Annotated in this window: 14 protein-coding genes; 4 read left to right on the top strand and 10 right to left on the bottom strand. The window is 55.5% G+C overall.

The window, feature by feature from the left end:
- Positions 1 to 187: 187 nt before the first annotated feature.
- The 5 genes from ACPOL_RS30120 to ACPOL_RS30100 form a co-directional block, all read right to left on the bottom strand.
- Positions 188 to 970, bottom strand: a complete 783-nt coding sequence (locus ACPOL_RS30120) for a discoidin domain-containing protein (RefSeq protein ID WP_114210445.1) — start codon at positions 968 to 970, stop codon at positions 188 to 190.
- Positions 931 to 2,493, bottom strand: a complete 1,563-nt coding sequence (locus ACPOL_RS30115) for an alpha-L-fucosidase (protein WP_161557658.1) — start codon at positions 2,491 to 2,493, stop codon at positions 931 to 933. The genes ACPOL_RS30120 and ACPOL_RS30115 overlap by 40 nt, the downstream gene beginning before the upstream one ends.
- A gap of 1 nt (position 2,494) precedes the next feature.
- Positions 2,495 to 4,636, bottom strand: coding sequence for a beta-galactosidase (locus tag ACPOL_RS30110; protein WP_114210443.1), 2,142 nt, complete (start codon positions 4,634 to 4,636; stop codon positions 2,495 to 2,497).
- Positions 4,637 to 4,832: 196 nt separating this feature from the next.
- Positions 4,833 to 6,647: a tetratricopeptide repeat protein gene (locus ACPOL_RS30105; protein WP_161557657.1), complete on the bottom strand. Its 1,815-nt coding sequence runs from the start codon at positions 6,645 to 6,647 to the stop codon at positions 4,833 to 4,835.
- A 301-nt stretch (positions 6,648 to 6,948) separates the two neighbouring features.
- The gene (locus ACPOL_RS30100; protein WP_114210441.1) at positions 6,949 to 10,203 is read right to left on the bottom strand and encodes an outer membrane beta-barrel protein; all 3,255 of its coding nucleotides are present in this window, start codon (positions 10,201 to 10,203) and stop codon (positions 6,949 to 6,951) included.
- Positions 10,204 to 10,508: 305 nt separating this feature from the next.
- Here ACPOL_RS30100 and ACPOL_RS30095 point away from each other — a divergent pair, with 305 nt between their 5' ends.
- The 3 genes from ACPOL_RS30095 to ACPOL_RS30085 all read left to right on the top strand — a co-directional run bounded on the left by ACPOL_RS30095 (position 10,509) and on the right by ACPOL_RS30085 (position 13,959).
- Positions 10,509 to 11,822, top strand: coding sequence for a hypothetical protein (locus ACPOL_RS30095; RefSeq protein WP_114210440.1), 1,314 nt, complete (start codon positions 10,509 to 10,511; stop codon positions 11,820 to 11,822).
- A gap of 108 nt (positions 11,823 to 11,930) precedes the next feature.
- Entirely contained in the window at positions 11,931 to 12,998 is a 1,068-nt protein-coding gene (locus ACPOL_RS30090; protein WP_114210439.1) for a LacI family DNA-binding transcriptional regulator, read from the top strand.
- 418 nt (positions 12,999 to 13,416) lie between these two features.
- Positions 13,417 to 13,959 (top strand): ester cyclase, encoded by a 543-nt coding sequence (locus ACPOL_RS30085; protein WP_114210438.1) that lies wholly within the window; start codon positions 13,417 to 13,419, stop codon positions 13,957 to 13,959.
- Positions 13,960 to 14,667: 708 nt separating this feature from the next.
- On the opposite strand, the gene ACPOL_RS35215 is transcribed toward ACPOL_RS30085, so the two are convergent.
- From ACPOL_RS35215 to ACPOL_RS36735, 3 genes are all read right to left on the bottom strand, one after another.
- A complete protein-coding gene (locus ACPOL_RS35215) occupies positions 14,668 to 14,985 on the bottom strand; it encodes a helix-turn-helix transcriptional regulator (RefSeq protein WP_414633328.1) in 318 nt (105 codons plus the stop codon).
- A 77-nt stretch (positions 14,986 to 15,062) separates the two neighbouring features.
- Positions 15,063 to 15,455, bottom strand: a complete 393-nt coding sequence (locus ACPOL_RS30075) for an alpha/beta fold hydrolase (protein ID WP_114210436.1) — start codon at positions 15,453 to 15,455, stop codon at positions 15,063 to 15,065.
- Positions 15,456 to 15,781: 326 nt separating this feature from the next.
- The gene (locus ACPOL_RS36735) at positions 15,782 to 16,465 is read right to left on the bottom strand and encodes a response regulator transcription factor (RefSeq protein ID WP_114210435.1); all 684 of its coding nucleotides are present in this window, start codon (positions 16,463 to 16,465) and stop codon (positions 15,782 to 15,784) included.
- 688 nt (positions 16,466 to 17,153) lie between these two features.
- On the opposite strand from ACPOL_RS36735, the gene ACPOL_RS36730 reads away from it, so the two are divergent.
- Positions 17,154 to 18,113: a helix-turn-helix domain-containing protein gene (locus ACPOL_RS36730; RefSeq protein ID WP_114210433.1), complete on the top strand. Its 960-nt coding sequence runs from the start codon at positions 17,154 to 17,156 to the stop codon at positions 18,111 to 18,113.
- A 310-nt stretch (positions 18,114 to 18,423) separates the two neighbouring features.
- Here the strand turns inward: ACPOL_RS36730 and ACPOL_RS30055 are convergent, their stop codons facing one another.
- Together ACPOL_RS30055 and ACPOL_RS30050 are read right to left on the bottom strand one after the other, a co-directional pair.
- On the bottom strand, positions 18,424 to 19,038 hold the full coding sequence (locus ACPOL_RS30055) for a carbonic anhydrase (protein ID WP_114210432.1): 615 nt from the start codon (positions 19,036 to 19,038) through the stop codon (positions 18,424 to 18,426).
- 57 nt (positions 19,039 to 19,095) lie between these two features.
- Entirely contained in the window at positions 19,096 to 19,902 is an 807-nt protein-coding gene (locus tag ACPOL_RS30050) for a cysteine hydrolase family protein (RefSeq protein ID WP_201759035.1), read from the bottom strand.
- Positions 19,903 to 19,918: the final 16 nt, after the last annotated feature.

Here is a 19,918-nt window from a genome sequence, read left to right as displayed (position 1 = left end):
GGCCACCTTTCAGGTGGCGGCAATGGCTATCAAAGGCTTCGACCCGGCAGTGGTGTCCGTCGGCAAGGTGATGGCTGGCGGGCGAGGACGCAAGCCGGCAGAAATAGGGAGCAATCTCCCTAACTGAGTTGCTGGCGATTCTTGTAACGGCTCTTCTCTGAATGCGGGCTGCCGAGACCGAGCAGCGTTAGTAAGTTGCAGCATCAGGGAGAACCGAAATCTCCGCTATACTCATCGTCCCAGACTTGCCTACATCTTCATTAACAGTAAGGCGAAAGAATCGTGCTTTGACCGGAGCGAATTTCACTTCCTGAAGCTCGGGATTGTTTTGTATGTTGTCAAAGCGACCATCGCTCACATCCGTTGTCCAGCGTTGGCCGTCCGTGCTTGTCTCAAAACGGTACTTTGATATGAGGCCTATGTGGGTTCCGGTATGTGGTAGATAGGCAAATCCGGCGATGTTTTGGACGCTGCCCATGTCGATCGTGATCTGCGGCGGTGTTTCTGAACTTTTGGAGCTCATCCAGAATGTCTCTGGACTGCCGTCGATCGCGTTCTGCGCCGATGAGTTCGTCCCTACAACCTTCCAGCCGTTAGCGGCCAAGCCGGCAAAGCGTCGAGAGGCGACCATCCCAACTGTGCCTTGAGATGTGAGGCAGGCAGCCTGCACGGTGCCGCCCCTCGACAGAGGAATGGACGCGGTGTAGAGGTGAGACTTTGCGGTTGGTATGGTGCCGTCCAAGGTATAAACCACCGGCAGATTTTGGGGGCTGCTAATACTTACGAATCCTTCGGGGCTGCGGTTGGAAATGACTGGAGCGCCTACATAGGAGGCCTGCTTGAACAGACCAAGCTCTGCCAGAGTAGGCTCTAAACGGGATCCTGTAATCCGTACTCGAACGCGATCGGTGGTTACAGGCGTGTCCCACCTCAACAAGCGCTTGTGACCGATGGTGGTTTGCTCGTCCATCTGCTTCCAGCTGGAGCCATCCCAAATGTCGCGCTGAAAGACTCTACCCGCTGACTGCGGTGGTCGACCGCCTCCTGGAGGGACATGACATCGAAGGTGACTGGAGCAGGAAGAGTCAAAGTCAGCGACGCCGCAGTTTTGCCAGCAGTCGCTTCCCACCACGTATCCAGATCGCCATCCAGGATGTGAGCGGGGGGATGATCGCCGTTTGAGCTATCAGCGGCTATGGTCCCTCCATTGGCGAGATTGTTTGCAAAGGTTTTGTCGATGACTTGATTCATCAGCTTCAGATGGGCCACCTGAAGATCGGGTATTAACCCGCGGTTGTCTGGAGAGATATTCAGGATCCAGTTGCTGTTACGACCAACGGATTGATAGTAGATGTCGATCAACTCGGCCGCAGTCCGTGATGGTTTTTGCGGGGCCCAGAACCACCCATGCAGAATAGGAACGTTGGTCTCGGCTGGGTACCACCATAAGTAGGAGCCAGGCGTAAGTTTGTCGCCGCTGCCGAGATCCTTGTCTCTCATATCGGGCCAGCGGAACTCGTCGGGCGGAGCAGGTAGTGGGATGACGCTCCATTCGGTGGTTCTGCCTATACCACCTTCATTGCCCACCCATCGTCCATCTGGGCCTTTACCGAAGATGATAGCTTTGGGCTGCAGCTTGCGTATCATGCTGTACCAGGCGTTGTAGTCATACTCCTCATGAACACTGGGATCCGGATTCGCCCCATCGAACCATACTTCGCGGATTGGGCCATACTCGGTAAGCAGTTCATAGAGCTGGTTCAAGAAATAGCGGTTGTAGTCATCGACGTCATAGCGGAACTGAGGGCCGCCTGCGACTATCTTGCGTGCTCTTGATGGGTCCGCTTTAAAGCTGGCTGGATTGGTCGGTATGGTCGATGCCACCTTACGGCTGTTATCTCCGTAGTAGCCATCCGGATTGGTTGGATTGGTTCTTAACTGGTATAGATCGGCGGGCGAGAGATAGACACCTAGCTCGATCCCATACTTCCGCGCGGCATCGGCAACTTCGCGTACAAGGTTGCCGCTACCGTCGCGCCATGGACTTTCCGCAACCGAGTGCCTGGAGTATCGAGTGGGCCACAAGCTCAAGCCGTCATGGTGCTTACAGACCAAGACCACCATCTTGCCGCCGCCGTCCTTGACGGCGCGCATCCACTGGTCGGCGTCCAACTGGGTCGGATTGAATACCCGCGGATCTTCACGGCCTGTGCCCCATTCGACCTCGCGAAATGTATTGGGTCCAAAGTGAATGAAGAACGTTCGTTCGAGTCGCATCCATTCTGTCTGGTTTTGACGCGGCAGAACCTTGGCAGCTTTCTCTACTATCGTCGCGGAGGAATCCGTGCTCAACAGGTGCTGCAAAGTCGAGTAAGGGATGGGGGCTTGAGGGGAATGGTCTGTGCCGCTCGACACCTGGCCGCCGGCGAACAACGCCGTAGACAAAACTGCCGCCTCGATCAAGCTCCTGCTTTTTATCTGGAATCGTTTCATGTCATTCGCCGATCTTTGTTTGGCCTGCATTAGGTTTGGCCTGCATTAGCGCGTCATTATTTTTTGTTTGGACTAGTTCCACTTCAAACGACTTCAGCTGAAGAGTGTCATGCATGTCGCGGTCTGAGAGAGTGGCATGGAACAAACCCGGTAGAGGAATGCTCTGCGAGGAGGCAGTGCTGTTCACATACAGGGTCCGGCCCTGCACGCTTCGGGCATAGACACCTTCCGGGGTTTCGGGCCCCCGATGAAGACTAAGGGTCGCGATCAGCTGGTTCAAGATCGGCTGCATGACTTTGTCGCTGGCTGGCATCGCGATATAAAGCGCCTTGCCCTTTCCGAACTGATTGATCGTGATGGCCGGCACATCGGCCGGAAGGTCCTTGAAGCGTGCGAGCGTAGTCGCTGTGGACGGTTCAGGCACTTCGTAAAAGCGAACATCGGTCTGGTAGCTCTTTCCGTCCAGTTCATAGCTGAGAGGTTTTGGTGTCTCGTAAAAAGCATTCACCTTGATACCGAACACGTCGCTCAAGCGGCCCGGGAGCGGCGTGTTAAACCATTGGCCATGTTCATCCACCTTGGCGGAGAACGCGGTCATAAGCACCGCGCCGCCTGCGCGCACATACTCTCGCAGGGCGGTCGCGCTGGCCTCGTCCATAACAAAATCCGCGGGCACGACGACGAGTTTGTAAGGAGTCAGATCGGCATGGCCGACGTTGATGATGCTGACATCCATGTTGTCTCGGAAGAGCGGCGCGAAGGCCCCCTGCACCTGGTCTGTATAGGGGTATTTGAAGTATTGCAGCGTGGTGTTGGACGGCCCGTTGGGATGGGAGTCGACAAAGGAGGCGAACGAGTATGCGATCGCCACCTCGGGACGAGGATAGCGAGGGAAGCCAAGCGTCTGCAGCCGCTTGAAGTCGCTGGCAATGTGCGCGAACTCGTCGAGCTTCCAAGACGGGGTATTGTCATGGTCGATCAGGCCGAACAATGCCTGTTCCTCGCCACCGAGATGACTGTTGAAGGTCCAGGCGAGTGTGGCTTGCGAACCGAGCAGGAGACCGAGGTACGCGTACATGCGGCTTCGCCCGGGCGTGCCATAGAAGCCGCCGCCCCCCGCCGTAAATTCGTTGAACCAGATCGGCGTCGGTAGATCTCCTTTGACCATGGTCGCTCCGAAAGCCCCACTGACCGGGTCTCCCGGATAAAAGCCCTCCGCGCCGTACGATACGTATGACTTATAGGTGCTGAGATAGTCGAAGCCTCTGCGGGGAGCATTGTCCCAGAGATTCGAGATCGCCGGAAGATCGGGAGCGATCCGCCTTCGCTCTTGGTCAAGGCCTGCTAGGAGAGAAACCGTGGTGTCGGACCAGAATCTGTGCAGATCGAGGAAGCGCTCCGAAGGCCCGGGACCGTCTGCCAACGGAAGGTCGACATCATCGAAGCTCGCCAGGCGGCGGGACCAGCGTTGCGTCGCCCATGCCTTGTTGAGCGCGTCGATGGAGCCGTACTTGTTCTTGAGCCACCCGATAAAGCGCAACCGGTCCGCGGGAGAATACGACATGTACCCATTGCCGATCTCGTTGTCGTATCCAACGGCGATCAAGGCGGGATGACGAGCATAGCGCTTCATCATCGCCTCGCCCAGGATAGCAACTTCGCGACGGTAGTCCGGATCGGAGATATCGTCCATGTAGCGCTCGGCGGGAGGAACGCGGTCGCCGGACTGATTGACGATATCGACACCGGGATAGGCGCGGTGAAGCCAGATCGGAGCAGGCGGCCCCGGAATATCCAGAATCACATGGATTCCGGCGGCTTGCATTTTGTCGATGATTCTGTCGAACCATTCGAAGTTGAACTGACCCTCCGCCGGCTCAAAAGAATCCCATGAAAGATCGCCCATGCGGACTACGTTGAAGCCGGCGCCTTTCATCAAGGCGATATCCTGATCGATCTCTTCAGGTGAACGGTCGACGGGCTGGTAGCAGGCTCCAACGAAGAGCTGTCCCGGACCAGGCCATTTGGCGTGGGCCACACTCTGCTGCGTCTCCGCGCTTGAGATCAAAGTAAGCGACATCGTGGCGAGATGAAGGAAGAGCTTGCAGGCTATTCGCCCTTGGATTCTGCGGAAATAAGTCATTCGCTCCTCTAGATAAAGTGCTGGTGAAAACTCAAAGTGCACGGTAAGTACTTATAGGAATGGAGTTACTCCGCCCTAAGGAAGCTCTGCTTAAGTCCAACGCCTGAAGGGACCGACTTCAGTCGTGCCACAAATTGAACAGAATGAATGCGGCTTCAGCCGCGGAGGGAAGTTTGTCCATTCAATCAAAGCTTTCCTAAGGATGTATTCGTTGATCTAGAAGAAGAAGGTTTCTATCGGATGGAAAGATTTCCAGCCCGCGATGAATGATCTCGGAGGCTTTCGACGACTGCCCCGAGCGCAGATAGCAAACCGCAAGATTTTCATAGGGTGTGGGAACATAGGGGAATTGTGCGAGAGCTGTGGTGAGCGTCGTGATCGCCGAGTTAAGGTCACTTGCACGATAGTCCAGCTCCGAGAGCAGCATGTAATCCCGGGGAGAATCGGAATGCAGGCGGATCGCCTCCGACAGATCGTGGATCGCCATGCGATTGCCTTCGTCCGTGTGCTTCGCCAACTCAGAGCTCGCCAGTGCGCTGAATACCGATGCGTCGTCCTTGTCGCTCGACATAGTTTGAAGGAGCGATTCGTAACGTTCAGCCAGGTCATTCTTGTCGTCGTGGGCCAGGACTCCCTGGTAGGCTTTCAGCAAAACGATCGGACTGAGGCGCTTCTGCGCGTCGGCGCCATCGCTATCGATGAGGATCATCCCCGAGGCCGCGCTTGGAGATGTCTGTGGAGCGTCGACCTGCGGAATCGGCTCATCTTCGGTTTTAGTAATTCGATGCGATGTGCCCTCGCCACCAACTTTTACCAGCTTGGGAGCTACATGCTTGGGCATGTGACAGGTGATGCAGTTATCGACCGGCTGCGTGTGCTGCCGCTCAGAGAAGGGCAGCGTGCAGCTTGAGGATTGATGGCAGGTGAGGCATTTCGCGCGATAGAAGGACGGCGCCTCCTGGGCGGAGGGAGTAAAGTGCGCGTCGTGGCAGGTGGAGCAGCGCATCGCTCCTTTGCTGAACCGGTAACACGCGCTGGCCGCCATCTCGTCCGACCATTCCTCTAAGTTCCAGCCAAACAGGAGCTTCGATTTGAAGATGGCTTCAGTACGCAGAAGCGGCACGCCGGGGCGGTAATCCTGAAAACTCTTTCCCGGCTGAGGCACCCGAGCTTCACCCAGTTCATGGCAATACATGCACGTCTCGTCGGCAAGCTGCGTCGTGAGGTGTCGGGGATTGACGATGGACGTATCGATCGCTGCTGGGCCGGATCTCCGCTCTTGACGCTCCTCGACATGAAGGCCCCCCGGACCGTGACAGCTCTCACAACCGATGGATAGCTCCTCGAATGGCGGCGACTTGTAGAGGTTGCTGGCAGCATCGGTAGGACGAGGCCGGCCGACATGACAAGTGATACAGGAGTCCACGACCGGACGGGTAAAGCCGAGCGAGTCCTTGTCGTAACCCGGAGACAAAGCCCACCCGTTCGTATGTTCCGGGCCTGGCGCCGAGTAGAAGGTAAGTGGAGCTTCAAAGAGATAACTCCCCCGCTGAATCAAATATCCGGTCGCCATCAGCGGCTTTCCAAGAGCAAATGCTATCTTTTCAACCTCGACGTGTAACTCTGTCCCGTTCGCCCCACGGTCGAACTGGCTCATGAAGTAGCCTCCTTTGTCAGGAAAGACGCGGAAGCAATGCACGCCGCCGTCGGGGCAGATGGTGTCGCCCGCGGCCGGAAGGTTCCTCAGTTCAGGGCGGCCTTCAGGCAGTGTGGCTGCCTGTCCGTGCGGAGTTTGCAGGTAATGTTCATACTCGGATCGATGACAGCTCTTGCACGCCGCCGAGCCGACATACCTTACGTCCGCTGATGTATTGCGATAGACCGGGATCTTCTCGGGACTGACGCCAGACTTCGTTTGAGCCGCCGGATGTCCGCTGGCTGGTCGCCGGGCCTGTGAGCTTGTCGCCCAATGGGAAGCGGAAAGCGCAACCGACACTGGCAGAGACAGCATAAGTAAACCGGCCACAGAAGAGAGAAGATACACCCGGGCCGAGCGCGCATTCTTTCCGTGCGCAAGCCGGCGGTTGAGCGGGCATCGAGACGAGCGAATTGGGAGCGTCGGCAAAATCATCGGAAGTCAGTCGCTAGCGTCCTCCTGGAAAGATCGCCACCGTTTAGTTCGATTCGTGTGGAATCGGTCGGTTGTGCAGGGATCCTATTGAGAGAGCCATAAGCTTAACCGGAGTGTAGACCCAGGGCCCATGAAAAGCATGGGCCCGGGTCGTTATCGTTGGCTGTGAAGGAGGAGCCGGTTAAAAGTTGAATTTGGCGCCAAATTGCATAATGCGCGCCGAATTGATGGTGCTGACAATCTGGCCCTCGGCGGAGCTTGAGGGGTCGGCCGTGGGAGCGCCGAACGCCGGAGTATTCGTCGCGTTGAACATCTCCCAGCGGAATTGGAGATTATCCACTTCGCCGAACCGGAAGTTCTTCGCCAGCATCATGTCGATGTTGTCCCGCCGCGGAGCCCGAAGAAGATTCCGGCCTGACGTGCCAAAGGTACCTGGGGCGTTGATCGCGAAGGCCGCCGGATTGAAGTACTGCTGCAGCCAATGAGACTTCGATCCTTGCTTCACCTCGAAGGGCTGTCCGGTCACATCGGCGCGGTCGGAGTTCTGCTGCGACTTGGAATTATTACTTCCGTTCCCGCCGGCGACGCTGAACGGCGAGCCAGCGGTTACCGTCCCCACTCCCGAGAGCTCCCACGAGCCCAGCCCGTAACGAATCAATGCATTCTTCCCCTTGAAAGAGGGGGTTTCCGCCACCAGTGTGTTGGACCAGATGAAAGGCACATTGAGCTTGGAGATCCCGTAGTCATGACTCAAGTTGAACGGGTCGCTCTGCCCCTGACCGCTCGAGAGGTCGCTCTGAGACCCTTCATCCAAAGTCTTCGACCAGGTGTAATTGGAGATGAACTGGAAATTATGAGCAAAGTTCTTTTGAGCGCTGATTTGAAGCGCGTGATAGCTCGAGACGCCGCGCGACTCGTAGAGCTCGATCGAACTGAACTCGGGTAAGGTCGTTCGCGCCCCACCGTCCGCGTAGATGCCGGGATTCTGATCGTTGGGCACCGCCAGGTGATAGGCCTGACTGCCCACATAAGCAACCGTCCCGAGAATGCCCGCGGGAAACTGATGCTCGATCGAGAGGTTCCAACTCTGTTGCCAGGGTAGCCGGAATTTGGGATTGAAAGCCGCCTGCACATTCACCGGAGTCACAAACGCCACGTTGGAAGGAGGGTTGAAGCCCGACTTCGAGAATGGCGGAAAGGGCGATACGCCGCCCGTCGGCGTGTAGTTCTTGTACGGGTCATCCAGAAGCAGGTTGGTGCCGGGCGCCACGGAAGATTGCGTCAGATTGTACGTCGGGCTAAACGGAGCGTTGTCGCCGATATGGTTGTAGTAGGTGAGCGCATACGGAACATGGAAGCGGCCGAAGGCGGCCCGCACCGACGTGTTCTTCAGCAACGGCGGCTGCCAGGCTATGCCGATTCGCGGGCTGAAGTTGGCATACTCGCTGCTGTAGCCGCCATCGGGAATGCCTTTGTCGCCGATGAAGAGCATGCCCGCGGGAGCATTCGGAAATACGGTGCTCTGCTGACCCGCCACAAAGTCCACGATACGACCGTCCGGATCGGTCTTCGGAGCGGCCCACGGCTCGTAGCGGACCCCGAGGGAGAGAGTCAAATTGGGCTTGAGGTGGATCGTATCCTGGACAAATGCGTCGGGCTCGGTGCTGTGAACGACGTTGTACTCGCCACCGCCCTGCTCGAACGTATTCAGCTCGCCCAGCAGAAAGTCGGAGAAGAAGCTGCCCGTGACCGAGCCATTGACCAACACCAATGGATCCGCCAGCCATGAGGCTTGTTCGAGCGAGTAGCTGTTGAGCACATCGACGCCGGCAACGATGTCATGCCTGCCCGCGGTGATTGAGAGGCTGTCGGCGATGTCGAAATCGTGCCGGTTCTGCTTGATGTTTTGTTCGAACCAGCTGAAACCGGTGCCCCCCCAATTGACGAAGATCGTCGCGTTCGGATCGGCCGTCTGGATGTTGGCGCCCAGTTGGCTCCAGCTCTGATTGATGCCGCTGTTGGCGGAACTGTTCAGCCGGTCATACCCGAAGCTGAAGTTGTTCACCAGCTTCGGCGTCGCGATGAAAGTCCACGTCCCGACGTAGTTCGTGTTTTCCGCCGGCCAGCCGTCGCTGGTCGCGAGGAAATTGTCCCCGGATGCTGCGGGCTGGTCGTACTTGTCGTAGAACACCCGGCCGGTCACATGGTTACGGATATTCGGGCTCCAGTCGTTGCGAATCGTGAACTCGTTGTAGGTATCCGTCGTCGGAAGCCCGGCGATGTACACCAACCCGGTCGGGTTGGTGGTTTGCGAAATGTGCTTTTCGATATTCAAAGCGGTATTGCTGAACAGGCCGGTCGGAATCTGGTTGTTGACGTAGGGATTTCCCTGGGGATCATGCAGTTGGACCGGGCTCGGGCCGGAGAGAAGGTCGCTGAAGTCTCCAGTAAGCATCTTTGCGTTTGGAACATATGAGGAGGAGCTGTTATTGACCTGGCTCTCCCGCGTTTGTTGGTAATTGCCGAAGATGAAGTCCTTGTCTTTCTTGATGGGGCCCCCGAGCGAACCGCCGAACTGGTTCCTGGTGAGGCCGTCCTTGACGCCGGAGAAGTAGTCCTTGGCGTCGAAGAAGTCGTTCCGCGCGAATTCGAAGACCCCGCCGTGCCATTGGTTGGTCCCGGATTTGGTCACTACGCTGACGACGGCGTTGGAAGCGAAACCGTACTGCGCGCCGAAATTGTTGGTGAGGACCCGGAACTCCTGGGTAGCATCGGGATTCGGGAATGGGTTGGCCGTCTGGAGATAGCTGTCCATGTTGTAGACGCCATCGAGGGTATAGTAAATCCCGCCCATTCGGCTGCCGTTAATCGACGCTCCCGTCTCGTTGGGGAATCCTGCTCCCTGACCAGCGATTTGAATGGCGCCACTCCCCGCTCCATTCGTGCCACCGGGGACGAGGAAGGCCAACGTCGCGGGGTTTCGGCCGTTGAGGGGAAGTTCATTAATCTGAGTGGAGTCGATGACCTGGCTCAAGGTCGCGCTCGTGGTGTTGATCTGCAACTGATTTGCCGTGACCTCGACCTTTTCCTCAGTCTGGCCGACGGAGAGTGAGAGGTTCACAGTCGCGACCTGATCAGCAGTGAGAGTCATGCCATCCTGGGTGGTCGCAGCAAAGCCGGGATGATCCGCAGAAATGGAGAACCGGCCAATTGGAAGATACGGCGCGTTGTACTGCCCATTGTCGCCAGCGATCACCTCTCGGATCTGACCGGTATCGAGATTTCGAATGACAATATGAGCCCCAGGAACACTTGCGCCGGATTGATCCACGACTGTCCCGTTGATTGTTCCGCGACCACCTTGTCCGAGGCAGTAATGAGTCAATCCGATGCTCAATAAGAGCATGAAAAAATTAAGAAATACGCGTCTGCACATGGCCTGCTCCTAAAGCTTCCTGGTCGTCCCAATCTCAGAATCGTGTGCATTGTTGAGTCCTATTCCCGATGAGGGAGGGCTTTGACCACCAAAGGCGACACGTCCTTATTGCAAAGCGGTTTTTATATCTAAACGATTCGGAGTGTCTAGGAGCCGACGAGGTACGATACAGTATCGATAGCAAAATTCTGAATCAAATCTTTTTGTTTGAGATACTTGTGTCGCGTGGCTATACGCAGGTATTGCCTCTCTCTCGAACCCGTTTGTGGGTCTGTTAATATCGTTACGTTGGTTGTGGGGACGGCATGACATCACCGAGAGAGCCTGGAGCCGCTCATGCGCGGTTCGGCAAAGATGCTTTCAAGAACGAGATCCTCTCGGAACTCCAAACGATCCTCGATAGCACGGCTTTCCGGACCAGCCCACGAGCGCGCGAATTCCTCTCACATGTGGTCCATGAGACTCTCGAAGGAAACGGCGAAGCGCTCAAGGAGCGCTCAATCGGCGTCAGCCTTTACCATAGGTCGCCGACCTACGTCACCGGAGACGATCCAGTAGTGCGCGTGAAGGCGGGTGAGGTCAGGAGGAGGTTGCTCAAGTATTATGCCGAAAATCCCGCTCCGGTCGTTAGGATTGATCTTCCCCTCGGTTCGTACCTTCCCCATTTTGATGCACCAGCAAAACCAGCTTCCACGGATGTCGAATCATCCGCACCGGCTCAGGTAGAAGCAGAGGTAGAGGCAGAGCAGAGTTCTCAACGGGTCGTTGTCGAGCGGCAGAGGAAATTGTGGAACTGGCCGATAGTATTGCTGGTCGTTTCAGCCGCCATCGCCGCCGTGTTTGTCGCTGTTGGATTGCGTCCAAGCTCTTCTTTGCGACGGTTTTGGAGGCCGCTTTTTTCAGCGCACAATCCAGTGCTCATCTGTCTACCTTCACCCGTCAGCTACGCGCTCAGTTCTGATGTGGCCAGGAGGTCTAGGCCGCCTCAATCAAGTGGCGACGACTCACAACTCCTGATGAATACGGTGCCCGTCACGCTGGATCCTGACGTGCTTATCAAGGGCAGGAATATCACACCCTTAGTCGAATATTACGTAAACAAAGACGACGCTTATGCACTCGCTGACGTATCCAAGGTGCTCGCGCGGCTGGATCAAGATAGTCAGGCCAGAATCGGCAGAGACCTGACGTTTGCTGATCTGCGAAGCTCTCCGGCCGTGCTGATCGGCGCCTTCAATAATTCATGGACGCTAAAGATGAGCTCTGATCTTCCGTATCGATTCAAGGAAGAAGGAGATCTTGCGTTGATCGAGGACAAATCGAATCCTGCCCGCACCTGGCGCCCCGAGCCGCAAGGAAGGCTTGGGAGCAGGGATTTCGCAATCGTTGCCCGACTGCTCAGTTCAAAGACCAGTCAACCGATAGTCATTATTGGCGGAACCGGTATGGTAGGCACAGAAGCTGCCGAACGAACTCTATGCAACGAAGAAACACTTCGGAAGGTCACCGCCGGCCTGCCCAGGGATTGGGCGGAAAAGAACCTCGAACTCGTTCTGGAGACGGATCAGGTCGATGGGTCTTCTTCCCGCCCGCGGGTGGTGGCTTTTTCTACCTGGTGAGGGTACCAACGCCCCGGGGCTTTCTTTCTTGGCACCGCTGTCACACGGAAGAAGCTTGTCACGAGACGGAAGTTTGCTAGACTAGGTTTCCCTCTCGAATCGATTAGAATGGCGCCTTTCCGAAAAGTAAGCCGAACAACGATGCGGGATGTGGGGCGACTGGCCGGAGTTTCTGTTGCCACGGTCTCTGCCGTGGTCAATGGTAAGACGATTGTCAGTGAGGAACTGACGGTCCGTGTCAGGCGTGCCATCCGCATGCTGAACTACAAGCCCGACATGCTTGCGCGCAGTCTTCGCATCCAGAAGTCGCACGCACTCGGCATGGTAATGCCCCAGATTGCGAGTCCCTTTTATGCTGAAGTGCTTCGCGGAGTTGAAGATGAAGCCAGGAAAAACGAGTATTCCATACTCATTGCGGATTCGCGAGGAGATGAAGAGGAAGAGGAAAAGCAACTTACTACTCTCATCTCGCGCCGCGTTGACGGAATCATCATAGCGCCAGCAAATCTTCAGTCTCTCGCTTATGAGCGACTCGACCCTAATTTATCCATCGTGTTGTTCGACCGATTTCCCGCGGGGTACCTGGGCACAGTTGTCATGGTCGACAACGTTGACGCCAGCCGCCGGGGAACACTGTGCTTAATTGAGGCGGGGCATAAGCGTATCGCCATGATCGCCGGAATTCCGGGAGTCCTCACTACCGAAGAGCGGGCGAAAGGGGTTCGTGATGCTCTCGCCGAGTTCGGTCTCCCATTGCCTGCAGAGTACGTCAGGACGGGCAGCTTCAACCTGCAGGGAGGGTACAAAGCTGCTATCGGCCTGATGCAGCTCCCGACTCCCCCTACTGCCATTTTTTCTCACAACCATGAAATGACCCTGGGGCTGATGCGTGCGCTCAAGGAACTGGACCTGCGGTGTCCAGCCCAGGTTAGCGTGATCGGATTCGACGATTTCGTGGTCGGAGCCGACGGGTTCAGCTGGGCAACACTCTTCTCCCCGCAGATCAGTTGCATTGCTCAGCCTAGTTACCGCATCGGAAGAGAATCCGCGGCTGCTTTGATCCGCAAGATGACGAGGAAGCCGAACGAAGATAGCCCTCCTGAAACGATTCTTAGGCTTGAAGCAGAACTTCGCGTCCGCGAGTCTATCGGGCCGCCGGCATCTGCCGGTTTGTAGCGCCGACTCAGACCAGAATATTGAGGGTAATCATGTCCAAGTATCTGACGCGCCGCAGCCTCGTCAATCTTGCCGGAGCGGTTCTGGGGCCTCGCCTGGTCGACTGTCTGGCCACACCATTGTGGAGGTGGACAAGGAGTGCGGTAATCTCTGCCCATCCCAGGATCTAAACCCTCACCAGCTCCTTATAATTCAAGAGGGTGCAGGGATTATTCATCGAGTACGATTTACGAGAAAGTAAGGATCGACGGCTACAATGCTCGGGTGACAGCTTAGTTAGCCTTAGGCGCTCCTCAGGAGAGCTATGTCTAAGAACAAACTAGCCTACGACGAGAGTTAAACTGAGAGCGCAAAGACCCGGTCGTCTTTATTGGACCGCTCACTACCAAGTAAATTTCAGGGATCAGGGAAAGAGCGTATGTCAAAGCCGAATCTAGTTGAACTTTGGGAAGGTCACTGCCGCTGCGAATTTGAGACTCGAGATGCGAATGCCACCATGGCCACGATGGTGCCAGAACCCTATGTGAACCACATTCCCACTATGACCGGTGGAGTGGGACACGAAGAGCTTAAGCGCTTCTACGCCGACCACTTTATTCCGGTCAACCCGCCCGACTTTGGTCTCCTACCGATTAGCCGTACTGTTGGAGAAGACACAATCGTTGATGAATTCATCTGTCAATTTACCCACACCACTGAGATCGATTGGTTGCTGCCAGGAGTTCCACCGACCGGTCGCGCCGTCGAAATCCCGATGGTTGCAATAGTTAAGTTCGTCGGCGACAAAGTTGCGCATGAGCACATCTATTGGGATCAGGCTTCGGTCTTGACTCAGATAGGCCTGCTCGATCCAACGGGTTTACCAGTGGCAGGAGTAGAGACTTCGCACAAAGTGGCAGATAAGTCTCTGCCAAGCAATACCCTTATGAAGCGCTGGCAGGAAAGTACCGTTCCGGTCTGAGAAAGTAGAGGAATCCGCGCCGCTCCTTGGCCCATCCCGATCCATCCCGTGAAGAGCGACCAATTCCCGAGCGGTTAATGGATACTGTTCCACAGATTTCTTGGCGAACAGTAAGACCGGTTTGAGTGTGTGACTGGCAGCGGGAAGAGATGAAGGAGCGCCCTCTTGCGTGGCTAACCTGTTGCTCTGGATAGGCTTCAGGTACGCGTAGAAAGAGTCCCTCGGTGTTAGGAGAGATCAGTCAGCGCCCAACGAATCTTGTTCACATTTCGTCGCGATGCGGGGCGCCGGCCAATCGTCCTAATAACATCAGAATCCATCTGGCGGTATCCTGTGTTCGCCGTTATCCGTTACGTTTCAATTCGTCCTGAAATTTCTGCGACACGTGATGCGATCTGCTCCAGCTCTTTCGAAATCCGTGCAAATCGCATGCTGATCTCCGCACACTTGTGCGGCAGTCCAACATTCGCTGTCCTATTTTTCGAGCATGTTTTTGATATACGAAAGCATCTAGGCGAAAACCGTCAAAAGCGAGATATTACCGCTTTTTGATGAAGCGCCGTTCCCTCCGTAGGCGCCAAGGCGGAGGATCCGGTCGTCTGACGCGTCGAACTCGCGGCCTCTTCATTGCATACGAACAATGCAGAGGCAGGGTTCGAGCGAAGGTTGAGAGATGGACGAGATCTTCAACACATGTCTGATTTGTTGCTATTTCCTCTTAGTGGTCGTCCGCCACCACGTTCCTGGAGTCACCCCATGGATGCGTTTGAAGGAGCGGTTGAGCCCTGATTGATCCGTAAACCCGCATTGAATAGCGATATCCGCGATGGGCAGGCGGGATTTCGCAATCAGATCTTGAGCTTTATCAATCCGACGTTCGATCAACCACCGATAGGGTGGCTTTCCGAACGTTTGCCTGAAGGCCCGGGCGAAATGACTCAGTGAAAATTCGCAAGTTTCCGCCACCTGCTGCAGGTCAATGTGTGCGTCTAGATGAGCATCGAGAAACTCAGTTGCTCTTCTCACTTGCTGCGCCGTGAGTCCACCCTGAGCATGTTTGGGCGATCGTGTGGTGCCACCATAGGAGTAAACAAAATGGCAATTTAGCGCGTGCAGGACATGGAGTGCTGGAACAATGAGCCGTGACCGGGGTCGGTATAAAGGCTGAGTTGCGCCTCAGGGATGTGCTGATAAAGGACATACGAATTTACGGTAGGGGCGATCAAGTCTTGATTGCCGTTGACAATGAGAACGGGCTGCTTGATGGCTTCCAACTGTGTGTAATCCGCAGGTGTGAGCCCCCAGGTGCTATAAGCCTTTGCCTGCGCCTGAACCGTTTCCTGCGATGCAGGATACTCGGGATCGACAGTGTGATTGTTGATTCGCTTCACAAAATCAATACCTGCCTGACGCCCTTCAGGAGTATCGGTGAAGAACAAGAGGGCTTTCAGAGGCACATTCAGCTGGGAGCTCTCTTTCGATTTCTCTGCGATCATATTGGGGAGATTTCGCCTGCGACTCGCCTCCGGCTTCAGCAGCCATCATGGCGAATTTGCATCCTGCGGTGTACGCGTGGCGCAAAGACTTGGCGAGGAGCAAATTGTCCATTGATGCTGACGACAGGGGAAGGACGCAGAGGTCTCAAAGCATTGTGTTTCTGGCCTTTAGAGTTTGCCTCGAATCAAATGGCCCATTTTGTTTCGACTCGTTGCCATATCCCATCGTGAGTTGGGCCAGCCCGGGATTCAATCCAAGATTTCTAACCGACGGGTGAAGAACATTCCGCGCTGCTTTATTGCCAGCTTACGCTTTATTAATTCAACTACCGCCGCCAGTGCCGGCTTCGCACCGGCCGATGGTGTGGTGTAGCAAAGGGGCATCGCTGCGGCAGGGTTTCCGAGGTCGTGTCATTCTCCGTCCAGAAAGGGATTTGAAGACTTGCTGCCATCCTGACGAGATCCGCAATGGAGTGAGCCTGCATTTTCCGCACCACTTGGCTTCGGTGAATTTGAAGCGTCACTTCCGAAATCCCAAGGACCGACGCCGCTTGTTTGTTTAATAGCCCACCAACGATCAAGGGAAGCACCTCCCTTTCGCGCGGCGTCAGAATTGAATATCGCCGTTGGAGATCTTCCCGCTCGGCCCTCTGTCGTCGCTGTGTTCGGTCCCTAGACAGTGCGGACAAGATTGCATCCTCCAAATCGGCAGGGCTGATCGGTGAGGCCAACAGCTCCACCGGACCGCACTTCAGCGCTCGAACGACGGAAGGAACATCGCCGTGATAGCAAGTAAAAATGACCGGAGGGTAAGCCTCTTCGGCTAACCGGCATTGCAGCTGGAATCCCTCCTCATTCCGATGACACAAGTTTAAGATGAGGCAAGAGGCCTCTTCTTCCCGGCTACATTCCAAGAACTCCCGGGTTGAGTCGAAGCAAACCGCTTCCACCTTTATCGCCTCACTAATTCCCGGTATAACCTCACGCACGGCGGGGCTAGCTCCGACCATATATGCCACGTCAGGTGAGCGATTAATCCGGTCTCTGCTATACGGCGACACCGGAGAGCAACGATATTGCGAATGAGTCTGCACAAGAGACGGAATCTGCATATACTGCCGGCCTTTGTTGGAAGAATAGCTTTCGACCTCTAGAGAGTTCTCACGTTCTACTTTCACAAGCCAAGGTCACTCAATCCTGCGAGCCATCACAGGTGGGATCGCACCGATCAAGACAGCCTTCTTCACCCTCTTGTTGCCGTAGTCCGATGTACCGAACTAACTTCGCCTCGATCAAGCTTGTCGAAGAGTTCAGCGAGATCATCGGCACAGGTATCAAGATCATCCCCGCCTCCAGGACTGCCCAGAGTGTCCGAGGTCTCGGCGGTCATGCGCCATCACGCGATGGCCGCGCTTACCGAGAAAAGCATCTGGGAGCCAAAGCATCTGCGTTCAGAGGTGTACTGCAATCCGTCTCATTCCGCCGAGAAGCGTCCAAACTACTCCTGGACTCGGGCGCTCTCTGCGGTGTCTTATATGGATAGCCACTGTGGTCGTGCCCTTGATTTCACAGGAGGTCGAAGGCTATGCCGTTGTTCTCCCATCATCCAACGGGTATGTAGAGCTACTCAAGGGGTATTCGGTGGAATGATGCGGCAACCAGTGGAATATTGCTGTTAGTTGTGGGGGACTCATCGTTATGGAGGAGCAACCGATTGCATCAGAAAGGCTGAACAGGACGAGGAAAGAGGAACTGACGTTGGCAGGCTATTCGGAAGAGAGACGTGTGTTTGTCCGGGCCGGAAAAGAACAGGTTCCCTTGTTCAAACAACGCCCGATCCTGGACAGCCGGCGCTCGCCTTGGCGTGGCCTGATTTTGGAGAAGCATCATCACGCAGGATGCGAGATTCCCGTCCACGATCACGAGTCTCTGTGTCTGCATTTTCAGACGGGCGGACAGGTCGATATGGACTGGTTATGCTCTGGCCGATCGGGACGCGAACGATCCGTTCCTGGGAGCATGATGTTATTGCCGGCTGGCACCCGGGACAGCGTTATATGGCACGGATCGACTCAGAGGATAGTTGCGGCTTTTGAACCTGCGTTGCTTGCAGACGCTACAGAACAGATGGGCCTCAGGGGACTATGTGACTTCAAACTACTATGGTCGTTTCGCGATGATCAAGTCGGACTTCTGCTAGACGCGATGAATCGCGAAATGGCGAGCGGGTGGGGCACAGGCGCTTTATATGGTGATCTCCTTAGCATGGCATTGTCGGTCGCTTTGGTCCGTAAATATGGAGAGTTATCGAAGTCGATCCCACATCTTCGGGGAGGTCTTTCTCAACGCCATATCAAGAGAGTCATCGCCTACATAGAAGACCATTTGCATGAAGACATTCGACTAGAGGAACTGGCGAATCTGAATTCGCTAAGTCGCTATCATTTTGCAAGGGCGTTTCGGGAATCTTTGGGTGAAACCCCGTATCAGTACATCCTAAAGACGAGAGTTCAACGCGCGAAACGCCTTCTCCTTGTACCAGGTTCCACCGTTTCCGACGTCGCGGCGAGGACCGGCTTCTCTGACCCGAGCCAGTTTACCCGCATGTTCCGGAAGATCACCGGAGCTACTCCACTGGAGTGGCGGCGAAACGCATGAGAGTACAGCCTCATCGGCTTGAATGCCAGTAGTGCTGGCGAGAGCAGGCAGATCCTGGCCGCTTGCTACCTCTGAGTTACAGGTAACGTTCCCCATCATTTTTGCTGCAGAAGCGTAACGGTTCAGACAGACCCACTGTACCGCCGCCTGCCCATAGCAACGGTGTCCGATTCCTCCATCACGTTCCACTGCGCGAAGGGCTGCAACCTGCTTGGTCGAGGCGCGATGAAGAAACCAATCGGGTACCGGCTAAGACTCCTCGAACCGACCGGCCTCGGGCGTCATAGGGGTGACCAATTCATGCGAGGCGTTACTGTTTCGTGCCGAGATCAGAAATGAGCAACGTGAATTCATCGGTATCAATGTTGAACACGTACCCGTAAATATTGACCGACTTTGGTATGCCGGCTGATGCACGCAGAAGCTTTACATCGTGGTCAAGGGTCTCTGCAAGGTTCGCAATAGCAAGACTGTCCTTCTCATACACCGTCGAAATGTCTTCGCCTTCCTCGGCAAGGTATGTCTTGATAAGTCCAGGCGCGGTGAAGCTGCTCGTACCGCAATTGGTATGATGTACCACCGCGACGTTGGTCACGCCAAACAAGTGATGTCCGATCGTGATGGATCGAAGGGCGTCAATGGCCCTCCCTCCAGCGACCACCACGGGCATGATTGTCGCGGTGCCGCCTACCTTCTTGCCGGCTGCGTCATAGATCACCTCGCCTGGGTAAATCTCATCGGGCAAGACTTTGGCGAGGACAGATGGTATCTCTGCAGCCCGCGGATCGTAGCAGTAAATGGCGATCGTCTTAAGGGGAACGGCGTTCCTGAAAGCTGCCCTAACGGTTGGTTCGTCGTATCCTGGACCGTTGGAATATACGAACCGTCCGAATTCCGCTGCATTTTTTATATCGTTGACGCTCATGTCGTTGTTTTCCGACCTTCCGTATCGAGGTGTTGGATGTGCGACTATCACATCGGATCAGCCACGCTGCATAGTTTTCACAGCGTCGTCGGTAGTCAGGACAGCGTGGGCGAGGAACGCGTAATTGATCAAAGCAGCCGTGTAGCCGTAGCCCCACTGGGGGTGCTTGGGAGCCGCGGTAGCGTCCTTCACTACGGCCACCTCGAACCCTTGCTCCAATAACTCACGCAGGTGAGATTCGACGCACATATTGGCCAGCATGCCTCCCAGGATCACCTTGCTGATGCTCCGCTTACGCAACTGAAGGACGAGGTCATTTGTCTCTGGTCCCCAAACGCGGTGTGGCGAGCAGACGATGGTCTTCCCATCCTCAATATAAGGCTTATAGCGCTCTAGCCAATCTGCGCCCGCCCCCTTGAGTCCACTGATATCCAGACGGCCCTTTCTCGCGAACATTCCCTCTGTGGCCTCGACCTCCTCCAAGGGACCGTTGAACTTCCAACCCTTATCCTCTGGGAAGAAATAATGTGGTGAAACGAATACTTCATAGTCGTGCGTCTTTGCCGTCTTGAAGAGCTTCTCGATGTTCTCGACAGTGTTGTTCTCCTTCAGGCTCTCGTGCAGCAACGGCCATGCGAGACCTTTTTCGCTTAGAACATCGTTCTGTGGGTCGATGATCACCACCGCAGTATCCGATCTGTGAAGGCTTAAGTGCTGGCTCGTCTCCGCTGGATTAATGCCGCTTCCCCCGCTTTCGGGGCTCTGCGCGGAAAGATTCGAGACGAAGATTGTGGCGGCTGCAGATGCACCTGCAGATGTGAGAAAGCGGCGGCGCGACGTGTTCTGCATGTCATTCGTTTCCATTTCTCCTCCTTGTTAT

It is taken from the genome of Acidisarcina polymorpha (assembly GCF_003330725.1).
Taxonomy (GTDB): Bacteria; Acidobacteriota; Terriglobia; order Terriglobales; family Acidobacteriaceae; genus Acidisarcina; species Acidisarcina polymorpha.
This window is presented reverse-complemented; position numbering and strand designations above follow the sequence as displayed.